Origin of the sequence: Nonomuraea corallina, from assembly GCF_027620315.1 — a bacterium.
Taxonomy (GTDB): domain Bacteria; phylum Actinomycetota; class Actinomycetes; order Streptosporangiales; family Streptosporangiaceae; genus Nonomuraea; species Nonomuraea corallina.
In genome coordinates this window covers 1-10,589 of the sequence record NZ_JAPNNL010000018.1, presented here as the reverse complement: position 1 = coordinate 10,589, position 10,589 = coordinate 1, and the positions used below count along the sequence as shown (strand labels likewise).

Below are 10,589 nucleotides of genomic sequence, written 5' to 3'. Positions count from 1 at the left end.
GGTTTGTGGTACAGGTCACTCCCCGATGAGCACAGAGTCCACGTTCCTCCGACACGCAGCAAGGGGTCTGGCCGAAATCGCTGCCAACCTGTGTTTAAGATCGCGGACATGGCGACATGCGAACATCTGAATCAGGCGGACGATCCCCAGGCGCGCACCCCCGAGGGCTGCGAGGAGTGCCTGGCGGCGGACGGCCGGTGGGTCCATCTGCGCCGCTGCCTGAGCTGCGGCCACATCGGCTGCTGCGACTCCTCCCCCGGCAAGCACGCCACGGCCCACTACCAGGGCACCGGGCATCCGGTCGTGCAGTCGTTCGAGCCGGGCGAGACCTGGCGCTGGTGCTACGCCGACAGCCGGATGGGCTAGCGCGGGCCTGTCACCAGTCGCGGCGGTCGTGGCGCTCGTCGTACTCCTGCTCCGGGCGCAGGCGTTCGCCGGTGGAGAACATCGGCTCGCCGAGGTACGGGCGGCTCCTGTCGGGCTCCGGCCGGCCCATCGACAGCAGCGGGTCCACCGGGTTGGACGCGCCGCCGTTGTAGCGCTCCTGGCCGTAGCCGTCGCTCTGGCCGTAGCCGGGCTCGCGCCCGTACGCGGAGTCCTGATCGTAGGAGGAGGTCTGGCCGTAGCCGCCGGGATCGCGGGCGTAACCCGCGTCCTGGCCGAAGCCGGAGTCCTGGCCGTACGACGAGTCCTTCCCGTACGCAGAGTCCTTGCCGTACGCAGAGTCCTTGCCGTAAGCAGAGTCCTGGCCGTACGACGAGTCCTGGCTGTAGGAGGGCTCCTTGGCGTAGGCCGGCTCCTGGCCGCGGAACGGGTCCTGACGGCGGCCGGCGCCGGGGATGCCGTGCATGGGCGTGCCGAGCCCGGCCCCGCCGCCGCTCGGCACGGTGCGCGGCTGCTGCTGGTACTGGCCGCCGCCGTAGGAGTCGGCGCGCTGGTCGTAGGCGGGCTCGGCGGCGCGGGCCTGCGACGGGAAGCCGAGCGGGTCGGTGTGCGGCGGCTGGGCGCCGGGCAGCTGGTAGACCGGCGCGGCCGGCTCCTCGGTGTATTGGGGGCCGGCGAACGGCTGCGCGTCGTGCTGGACGTACTGCGGCCCGGAGTAGGGGTCGCGGTAGCCGCCGTCGCCGGCGTACTGCGGGCCGGTGAACGGGTCGCCCGTCTGGTCGGCGTACTGCGGACCGGCGAAGGGCTGGGCCGTGCCGCGCGGCGGGGTCGTCTCGCCGTAGGAGGCGACCAGCTTGTCCTGGTGGGCTGGGTTGCCGCGGGCGACGAGCACGTCGTTGGGGCCGAGCGGCGCGGGCGGCCGCTCCTCGTGGTGCGGCCCTTGGGCGGCGGGCCGGTGGTAGGTTCCGGTGCCGGGGATGATCTCGGTGCCGGGGTCGGCGTGGGCCTCGTGCGCGGCCTCATCGGACGGCGCCTCGCCGGAGGCCTCGGCGTATCCGTCGTCGAGGGTGTCGAGCAGCCTGCCGACGTCGTCCAGCGGCATGCGGAAGCTCGCGGTGCACATCTCGCCGCGCCACAGGCTCAGCACGAGGGTGCCCTCGTGCCAGGTCACTCTGAGGCACCGCTCCTGACCTCGGGCATCGAAGAAGACTTCACCGAACGATGGCAACGGGACAACTTCCGACATGGCAGACATACTGCTAGTACCAGCCTTTATCCGTCCACTCAACCCCGGAAAACCCTACTAAACCGGACTTCCCCTCTCCACCTGGAGTCCCTTGGTTCCCGCGGTTCCCAGGTGGAGTTCCACGGCCAGTGTGCCACGGGACACGGCGATGAGGTCTCCGAACGCCGGGATGCGCATGGCCGATCACGCCGCGTCCGGCGCGGCGGACCCTGGAATGCGGGTACCGTTGACTGCCGTGCCGGACTCCCATCTTCCGCCAGCCGATTCCCTGCTCAGCGTCGCGGTCAACGCTCTCGGAGGCAGCGAGCGGCAGGGCCAGATCACGATGGTCAAGGCGGTCCAGCAGGCCATCGACGACGGCGACCACCTGGCCGTCCAGGCCGGCACCGGCACCGGCAAGTCCCTGGCCTACCTGGTGCCGTCGATCCGCCACGCGATGGAGACCGACCGGCCCGTGGTCGTCTCGACGGCCACGATCGCGCTGCAGCGCCAGCTCGTCGACCGCGACCTGCCCCGGCTGGCCGAGGCCCTGGCCCAGGAGCTGCCGCACGAGCCGACGTTCGCCATACTCAAGGGCCGCCGCAACTACCTGTGCCGCTACAAGCTGACCGCGGCCTGGCCGGAGGATGACGAGCAGGACCAGCTGTTCGACGCCCGCGACGTGAGCGCCACCGGCCGGATGGTGCAGCGCATCCAGGAGTGGGCCGAGGAGACCGAGACCGGCGACCGCGACGAGCTGGTGCCCGGCGTCAACGAGCAGGCCTGGCGGCAGTTCTCCGTCAGCGCCCAGGAGTGCCTGGGGGCGAGCCGGTGCCCCAGCGGCGCCGAGTGCTTCGCCGAGCTGGCCAGGGCGCGGGCGGGCGAGGTCGACGTGGTCGTCACCAACCACGCGCTGCTCGCCATCGACGCCATGGGCGAGCTGCCGGTGCTGCCCGAGCACGAGCTGGTCGTCGTCGACGAGGCCCACGAGCTGGTCGACCGGGTCACCTCGGTGGTCACCGGCGAGCTGTCGGAGACCTCCGTCGCGCTGGCGGTGCGCCGGGTCGGCAGGCTCATCGACCAGCCGATCGCCGACCAGCTCATGGAGGCGAGCGAGGACCTCAAGGCGCTGCTGGCCGCCGCCCCGCCGGGCCGGGTCGACGAGCTGCCCGAGGTGCTCGGGCTGACGCTCGCGCTGGTCCGCGACAGCGCCGCCCGTTGCCTGACCGCGCTCGGGCCGCGCGGCGGCGACAAGGACGACCCCGACAAGGCGGGCCAGCGCAAGGCCGCGTTCACCGCGCTCGACGAGGTGCACGACACGGCCGTGCGCATGCTGGAGGCCTACGGGCACGCCGGCGAGGCCGACCGCGCCGAGGTCGTGTGGCTCGACGGCGCCACCGACCGCCGGCCGCCCGTGCTGCGCGTCGCCCCGCTCAACGTCGGCGGCATGCTCCGCGACAAGCTCTTCGGCGAGCGCACCGTCGTGCTCACCTCCGCCACGCTCGCGCTCGGCGGCAGCTTCGACGGCATGGCCCGCCAATGGGGGCTCGGCGACAAGGGCTGGCAGGGCATCGACGTCGGCTCCCCGTTCGACCACCCCCGCGCGGGCATCCTGTACGTCGCCAAACACCTGCCCCAGCCGGGCCGCGACGGCCTGCCCCAGGCGTACCTCGACGAGATCGCGGAGCTGATCGAGGCGGCCGGCGGGCGCACGCTCGGCCTGTTCTCCTCCATGCGCGCCGCCAAGGCCGCCACCGAGGCCCTGCGCGACCGCCTCGACGTGCCGCTGCTGTGCCAGGGCGACGACTCGACGATGCTGCTCGTCAAGCAGTTCGCCGAGGACGAGCCGACCTGCCTGTTCGGCACGCTGTCGCTGTGGCAGGGCGTCGACGTGCCGGGGCCGTCGCTGCGCCTGGTCATCATCGACCGGGTGCCGTTCCCCCGCCCCGACGACCCGCTCACCTCCGCCCGCCAGCGGCACGTCGCGGCCAAGGGCGGCAACGGGTTCATGACCGTCGCGGCCACGCACGCGGCGCTGCTGCTCGCCCAGGGCACGGGGCGCCTGCTGCGCTCCCAGCACGACAAGGGCGTCATCGCCGTGCTCGACCCGCGCCTGGCCACGGCCCGCTACAGCGGATTCCTGCTGGGCTCGCTGCCGCCGTTCTGGCGTACGACGGACCCGGCCGTGCCCCGCGCCGCCCTGCGCCGCCTGGCGGAGTGAACCGGCGAGGGGCTTCCTACGCCATCCAGTGAGACAGCTCCGGACGCTTGGGAGCCACCCCGTCGCCGGAGGAGACGCCGCGCAGGCGGCGCGACATCCACGGGACGAGGTGCTCGCGGATCCACTGCGCGTCCTCGCGGCGGCGCGCGCGGGGGTCGACCGCCCGCTCCGGCCACACCTTGTGCCAGTCGTCGAACGGCACCCCGAGGACGTCCAGGACGCGCGCCGCCACCAGCCGGTGACCGTCGGCGTTCATGTGGAGGCGGTCCTCGCTCCAGGCGCGCCAGTCACGCAGCCCCTGCATGGACCACTGGTCGACCAGCCGGCACCCGTAGAGGTCGGCGATCGAGCGGATGTGCAGGTAGTAGACGGCGAACCGGCCGCGCAGGCGGCGCATCAGCGGCGTGTCACGCGGGTCGACCCCGGTGAACAGCAGCACGTCGGCGCCGGTGGCGCGCAGGGCGCGGACGGCGCCGGCGAGCGTCTTGGCCATGACGTCGGGGTCGCTGCCGGGGCGCAGCAGATCGTTGCCACCGGCGCAGAGGCTGACCAGGTCGGGGGACATCTCGACCGCCAGGGGGACCTGGTCGGCCACGATCTGGTCGAGCAGCTTGCCGCGCACCGCGAGATTGGCGTAGCGGAAGGACGGATCGTCCAGGGCGAGCCGTTCGGCGACGCGATCCGCCCAGCCGCGGAACCGGCCGTCGCTGCCGGGGTCGTTCAGTCCTTCGGTGAAGCTGTCACCGAGGGCGACGAAGGAGCCGTAGTGCCTCATGACCTGACGTTCATCTCCGCGTTCTCGTGCTGCGGCGTGGGGACCCACGACTGTAGCGGCCCCCGCGCCGTAGCGCCCGCCGCCATCCCGGCGGGCGTCCGTTTCATGACCGGGCTATGACCTCGTACGCGCGCTCCAGGAGCTCCTCGGGCGGGCCTTCGAGCCGGGCGGGGACGGCCAGGTCGTCGAGGACGACGAAGCGCTGCCTGGCGCCGCGGTTCTTCTTGTCCAGGCGCATGTGGTCGCGCAGCCGGGGCCAGGCGTCGGCGTGGTAGGCGGTGGGCAGGCCGACCGAGGTGAGGATGGCGCGGGTGCGCTCGACGAGGTCCGCCCGGCCGTCGAGCCTGGACAGCTCCGCCGCGTACGTCATGCCGATGGCGACGGCCTCGCCGTGGCGCATCCGGTAGTGCTCGGCGCGCTCGATGGCGTGGGCGAGCGTGTGGCCGTAGTTGAGGATCTCGCGCAGCCCGGCCTCGCGCAGGTCGGCGCCGACCACGTCGGCCTTGACGCGGATCTTGCGCTCGATCAGCTCGCGGGTGTGGGGCCCGCCGGGACGGGTGGCGGCCTGCGGGTCGGCCTCGATGAGGTCGAGGATGACGGGGTCGGCGATGAACCCGCCCTTGATGATCTCGGCCAGGCCGGCCACGTAGTCGGCGCGGGGCATGCCGTCGAGCACCGACAGCTCGCACAGCACCCCGGCCGGGGGCAGGAAGGTGCCAACGAGGTTCTTGCCCTCGGGGGTGTCGATGCCGTTCTTGCCGCCGACGGCCGCGTCGACCATGGCGAGCAGGGTCGTGGGCACCAGCACCACCTGGACGCCGCGCAGCCAGGTGGCGGCGACGAACCCGGCCAGGTCGGTGGTGGCCCCGCCGCCGACGCCGACCACCGCGTCGGAGCGGGTCATGCCGTGGCGGCCGAACGCCGACCAGAGCCCGGCGGCCACGTCGGCGGTCTTGCACGCCTCCCCGTCGGGCACGGGCAGCGCCACCACGTCGAGACCGGCCTCGGACAGCGCGGCGGTGACGGGACGGGCCAGCTCGGGCAGGCCCTGCGGGTGGATCACGGCGACGGTGGCGACGCCGGGCCTGAGCAGGCCGGGCAGCTCGCCGTGGACGCCGGTGCCGACCACGACGTCGTACGGGCTCTCGCCGCGCACGGTGATGCGCGTCGCCTCGCTCATCGGCTCAGCCCTTCCACGATCTCGTCGGCGAGCTCGGCCGGCTCGCGCTTGTCGGTGGCCACGGTGAGCACGGCCAGCCGCTCGTAGATGGGCCGCCGCTCCTCCATGAGCTTCTTCAGCCGGCTGCGCGGGTTGAGCACCAGCAGCGGCCGGGCGGAGCCGAGGCCGACCCGCTGGACCGCGTCGGCGAGTCCGACCTGGAGGTAGACGACGGGGCGGCCGTCGAGCAGGGCCTGGGTCTCCTCGCGCAGCACGGCGCCGCCGCCGAGGGACAGCACGCCGTCGTGCTCGTCCAGCGCCCGGCGCACGGCCGCCAGCTCCAGCTCGCGGAAGCGTTCCTCGCCGTCCTCGATGAAGATGTCGCTGACGGGCTTGCCCGCGGCGGCCTCCACGTCGGCGTCGGTGTCACGGAAGGTGACGCCGAGACGCTCGGCGAGCAGGCGGCCGACGGTGGTCTTGCCGGACCCGGGCGGGCCGATCAGCACGGCCTTGATCATTTGATCACCATGGATGAGAGGTAGCCGGACAGGTTGCGCGCGACCTCCTCGACGGAGTCGCCGCCGAACTTCTCCACCGCCGCGTCGGCCAGCACCAGCGCGACCATCGCCTCGGCGACGACGCCGGCCGCGGGCACGGCGCACACGTCGGAGCGCTCGTGGTGGGCCTTGGCCTCCTCGCCGGTCTTGACGTCGATGGTCGCCAGCGCCCTGGGGACGGTCGAGATGGGCTTCATGGCGGCGCTGACGCGCAGGATCTCGCCGTTGGTCATGCCGCCCTCGACACCGCCCGCGCGGTTGGTGAGGCGCCGCACGCCGTCCTCGGCGGTGTAGGCGATCTCGTCGTGGGCCTGCGAGCCGGGCCTGCGGGCGGTCTCGAACCCGTCGCCGACCGCCACGCCCTTGATCGCCTGGATGCCCATGAGGGCGGCCGCGAGGCGGGAGTCGAGCCGGCGGTCCCAGTGGGTGTAGCTGCCGAGACCGGGCGGCAGGTGGTAGGCGAGCACCTCGACGACCCCACCGAGGGTGTCGCCTTCCTTGTGGGCCCGGTCGATGCGCTCGACGATGGCGGCGCTGCCTTCGGGGTCGGCGCAGCGGACCGGGTCGGCGTCGATGCGGGCCAGCTCGCCCGGGCCGGGAAGGGTCTGCGCGGGGCTCTCGACGCCGCCGATCGAGGTGACGTGGCTGAGGATGTCGACGCCGAGCGCCTGCTTGAGGAAGCGCCTGGCGACCTCGCCGAGCGCGACGCGGGCGGCGGTCTCGCGGGCGCTGGCCCGGTCGAGCACCGGGCGGGCGTCGTCGAAGCCGTACTTCTGCATGCCGGCCAGGTCGGCGTGGCCGGGGCGGGGCCGGGAGCGCGGGGCGTTGCGGGCCAGGCCCTCCAGCTCGGCCGGGTCGACCGGGTCGGCCGCCATGACCTTCTCCCACTTGGGCCACTCGGTGTTGCCGATGCGGACGGCGACCGGGCTGCCGATGGTGCGGCCGTGGCGGACGCCGCCGACGATCGTCACCTCGTCCTGCTCGAACTTCATCCGGGCGCCGCGGCCGTAGCCGAGACGGCGGCGGCGCAGCGCCTCGTCGATGGCGGCCGTGGTCACCTCGACGCCGGCGGGCAGGCCCTCCAGGATGGCGACGAGCTCAGGGCCGTGGGACTCTCCAGCGGTCAACCAACGCAACATGGTCCAAGTCTTCCATGCGCGACCGGGTGCGCCGTCCGCGCGTTCACCAGCCGAGACGCCGCCGAAGGGAGCGTTCAGCGAGGGGGCGTTCAGTGAGGCGGCCTTCAGTGAGGCGGCCTTCAGTGCGGCAGGCAGAGCGCGGCGAGTGCGCCGAGCAGCATGAACGGGCCGAACGGGAACTCGGTGCGCCGGCCGCCGCGCCGGCTGACCAGCAGCAGGACCGCGTAGAGTGCGCCGAGCAGCTGCCCGCCGACGGCGGCGACGGCCCACGGCTGCCACCCGGCCGCCGCGCACGCCATCCCGATCAGACCGGCCAGTTTGACGTCGCCGAGCCCCAGGTCGGCCGGCCTGATCAGCCAGAGCAGCCCGTAGCAGGCGGCCAGCGCCAGCCCGCCGAGCAGCGCCCTGGGCAACTCGCCGGTGGGCAGCAGGGTGACCGCCAGGATGGGGTACGAGGGCAGGGTGAGCACGTCGGGCAGCCGGGTGGTGCGCCGGTCGATGACGGCCAGGGCGGTCCCGGCGACCGCCGCGTACGCGTACGGCCAGCCGGCCCGCCACACCACGAGCGCCAGCACGGCGGCGGTGATCAGCTCGTGGGTGGGCGGCCAGGCCGGCACGGGCACGGTGCGCAGCGCCGCCCGGACCGCCGCACGGCCTTCGGCGCGCGGATCGGCGGGATCAGCCTCGAACGCGCCGGCCAGCGTCCGCACGTAGCACCCCGCCACGAGCCCCAGCAGCACGAGCGCCGCCACCCCGAGGACCAGCCAGAGCCCCGGCCCAGGCTCCGGCCCGGACGCGGAGGCGGGCACCGGACCGTGCGCCGCAGAGTGGAGGTCGTGCGCCGCTGGGTGTACGAGCACGCGCCGCACTCTAGTGGGGACGGGCGCGCGTCCGCCGGGGAGTTCGCGAACGGCCGGGGCGGACGCCCGGATCGCCGGTGGGACGGGGAACGTCGGGCCGCGACCGGGCCGTGGGCCGGGACGGGCTGCTACCGCCCGCGGGCGGCCTTCCTGCGGAACCAGCTCCGCTTCCTGACCGGCTCGACCCTGGCCACGGTGAGCCCGTCGAGGGTGCCGGACTCGACGGCGGCCAGGGCGCGCAGCACCTCGCCCTCGATCACGAACGGGACCGGCCCGGCCACGTCGATCACCACGGCCCCGGCTCCCTCGCCCACGGCGGCGCGGCACACCTGGAGCGTGGTGGCCTGGATGGGACGGGCGTCGGCCCGCCACCGCCGCAGCGCCGCGGCGCCGGTGAAGGCGAGCACGGCCTCGCGCCCGTCCTTGCCGACCAGCTTGGGGAGCGCCATCTCGCTCTCCTTCTCCTGCCGTACGCCGTGCGCGCCCATCTCGGACGAGGTGAGCAGGGCGACGACGGGCACCAGCAGCCGGCTCCCGCCGAGCGCGTTGAGCACGCGTTCGGGCCCCGCCGTGCCGGCCTGGTAGGCGGCCAGCGCGGCGCTCACCTCGGGCGAGACGCCGCCGTCGTCGTCCGGGTCGAGCGGGTCGGGAATGGTGAGCATGCTCCGACTTTATCCGGGCGTCCCGCCGGCTCCGTCCTCAGCGGGGGCCGTCGCCGCGCCCGATCGAGGCAGCCGGGTCGCGACCCGGGCATGAAGGCCCCTTGATCAGCGGCGATGGTGTCGACCCGCTGATCAAGGCGGCACAGGGCTCAGGTCAGGTCGTCGAGGTTCTTGCCCGACTCCCGCATCGCGCGCCGCATCGCCTGCCCCGCCTGGGTCCTGGGCTCCGTGCCGGGTTCCTCCACCGGCTCCTGGTCGTCCTGCGCCGCCTCCAGCAGCGGCTCGGTGTCGGTCTTCGGGGCGTTCTCGTCGGGTGTGCTCATCACGCGTCCTTCCTGGTCGGGGCCGTTCCTGCGCCCTACCCCGCCGGGACCGGCGAAACCGCGGGGCGTCAGCCGTCCACCGGGGGCAGCGCCCCCTCGGACTGCTCCTGGTCCGCCCCGGTGGCGCGCAGCAGGTCGACGACGATGGACCGGAGCTGCGCCACGATCACCGCGGAGGAGAAGCCGACGCCGTCGTCGGGCCGCTGCCGGGTGGCCACGGCCAGCAGGGCCTGGCGGGCCAGCACGGGCTCACGGCCCGCCCCCAGCTCCAGCTGGAGCAGCAGCGCCGCCTCCGACACCTCGCGCATCGACTCGGCCAGCGACGCCGGGGGCGGCTGCGGCTCGCCGAGCGCGGCCAGGGTGCGGCGGGCCAGCACCCTGACGTTCCTGAGCGCGTGGTCCACCGGTTCGGCCGCGGTCTCGTAGCGCGCCAGGATGGACCGCCGGTGCCAGTGCATCGGCGAGATCAGGATGATCTCCTTGCTGGTCTCCAGCGCCTGCTCGAACTCCGCCACCGCCGCCTGCGTGCCGCGCGCCTCCTCCAGCGCCTCCGCGGCGAGGTCGGCGTCGCGCTTCTCGATCGCCTCGGCCGCCTGTTCCAGCGCGGTGGACAGCGCGTCGAGCACCCCTGAGGCGTGCTTGGCGGCGAGGGTGAGCGGGCTGGCCGGCATCAGCGCGACCGCGGCCAGGCCCACGGCGCCGCCGACGAGCGCGTCCAGCATCCGGTCCAGGCCGCCCATGTCATCGCCCGGCAGCACGGCCGCGACCAGCACGGCCGAGGAGGCGACCTGCGACACGAACAGCGCCCCGCTGTCCAGCAGCACCGCGGTCACCATGGCGAGCATCACGACCAGTGTGATCTGCCACGGCCCCGAGCCGATCCAGGCGACCAGGAGGTCGCCCACGCCGACGCCGAGGCTGACGCCGACCACCAGCTCGGCCACCCGGCGCAGCCGCTGGCCGAGTCCGATGCCGACGCAGACGAGCACCGCGATGGGCGCGAAGAACGGCCGGGCGTGGCCGAGCACCTGAGTGGCCACGAGCCACGCCACACCCGCTCCGACAGAGCTCTGCGCGATGGAGGGAGCCATCAGCCCGAACGTCCCCCGCCGTTCCCGCATGTGATCGCCGAGCTTCCCCGCCACCCTTCTCATCGCCGCCGATCATAACGACATTCCGGTCACACAGGCCATAGCGGTCAATATCGGCCGACAGGCGTGCGGCTCACGCGAAAACCCGGGAGCCGGGCCTGGTGGCCGCCGTCAGCGGTCGGCGAGGAAGTCG

Annotated in this window: 11 protein-coding genes; 2 read left to right on the top strand and 9 right to left on the bottom strand. The window is 73.7% G+C overall.

Annotation, left to right across the window (positions count from 1 at the left end):
- Positions 1-108: 108 nt before the first annotated feature.
- Positions 109-366 carry a ubiquitin carboxyl-terminal hydrolase 14 gene (locus tag OUY22_RS07255; protein ID WP_270154015.1) on the top strand — a complete coding sequence of 86 codons (258 nt, stop codon included), beginning with the start codon at positions 109-111 and terminating at the stop codon, positions 364-366.
- Positions 367-376: 10 nt separating this feature from the next.
- Here OUY22_RS07255 and OUY22_RS07250 read toward each other — a convergent pair whose 3' ends face one another.
- Entirely contained in the window at positions 377-1,555 is a 1,179-nt protein-coding gene (locus tag OUY22_RS07250) for a chromosomal replication initiator protein DnaA (RefSeq protein WP_270154014.1), read from the bottom strand.
- A 289-nt stretch (positions 1,556-1,844) separates the two neighbouring features.
- Here OUY22_RS07250 and OUY22_RS07245 point away from each other — a divergent pair, with 289 nt between their 5' ends.
- Positions 1,845-3,830: an ATP-dependent DNA helicase gene (locus OUY22_RS07245; protein ID WP_270154013.1), complete on the top strand. Its 1,986-nt coding sequence runs from the start codon at positions 1,845-1,847 to the stop codon at positions 3,828-3,830.
- A 16-nt stretch (positions 3,831-3,846) separates the two neighbouring features.
- On the opposite strand, the gene OUY22_RS07240 is transcribed toward OUY22_RS07245, so the two are convergent.
- The 8 genes from OUY22_RS07240 to OUY22_RS07205 form a co-directional block, all read right to left on the bottom strand.
- Positions 3,847-4,605, bottom strand: coding sequence for an SGNH/GDSL hydrolase family protein (locus tag OUY22_RS07240; protein ID WP_270154012.1), 759 nt, complete (start codon positions 4,603-4,605; stop codon positions 3,847-3,849).
- Between the two features lie 103 nt (positions 4,606-4,708).
- The gene (gene aroB, locus OUY22_RS07235) at positions 4,709-5,785 is read right to left on the bottom strand and encodes a 3-dehydroquinate synthase (RefSeq protein ID WP_270154011.1); all 1,077 of its coding nucleotides are present in this window, start codon (positions 5,783-5,785) and stop codon (positions 4,709-4,711) included.
- Positions 5,782-6,282 carry a shikimate kinase gene (locus tag OUY22_RS07230; RefSeq protein WP_270154010.1) on the bottom strand — a complete coding sequence of 167 codons (501 nt, stop codon included), beginning with the start codon at positions 6,280-6,282 and terminating at the stop codon, positions 5,782-5,784. Before OUY22_RS07230 ends, aroB begins: the two co-directional genes overlap by 4 nt.
- Positions 6,279-7,460: a chorismate synthase gene (aroC, locus tag OUY22_RS07225; RefSeq protein WP_270154009.1), complete on the bottom strand. Its 1,182-nt coding sequence runs from the start codon at positions 7,458-7,460 to the stop codon at positions 6,279-6,281. Before aroC ends, OUY22_RS07230 begins: the two co-directional genes overlap by 4 nt.
- 119 nt (positions 7,461-7,579) lie before the next feature.
- On the bottom strand, positions 7,580-8,320 hold the full coding sequence (locus OUY22_RS07220; RefSeq protein WP_270154008.1) for a prepilin peptidase: 741 nt from the start codon (positions 8,318-8,320) through the stop codon (positions 7,580-7,582).
- Positions 8,321-8,448: 128 nt separating this feature from the next.
- Positions 8,449-8,982, bottom strand: a complete 534-nt coding sequence (locus tag OUY22_RS07215) for an SseB family protein (RefSeq protein WP_270154007.1) — start codon at positions 8,980-8,982, stop codon at positions 8,449-8,451.
- 149 nt (positions 8,983-9,131) lie between these two features.
- Positions 9,132-9,305 carry a hypothetical protein gene (locus OUY22_RS07210; protein WP_270154006.1) on the bottom strand — a complete coding sequence of 58 codons (174 nt, stop codon included), beginning with the start codon at positions 9,303-9,305 and terminating at the stop codon, positions 9,132-9,134.
- A 68-nt stretch (positions 9,306-9,373) separates the two neighbouring features.
- Complete coding sequence (locus OUY22_RS07205; protein ID WP_270154005.1) at positions 9,374-10,459, bottom strand: FUSC family protein; 1,086 nt, start codon at positions 10,457-10,459, stop codon at positions 9,374-9,376.
- Positions 10,460-10,589 lie beyond the last annotated feature (130 nt).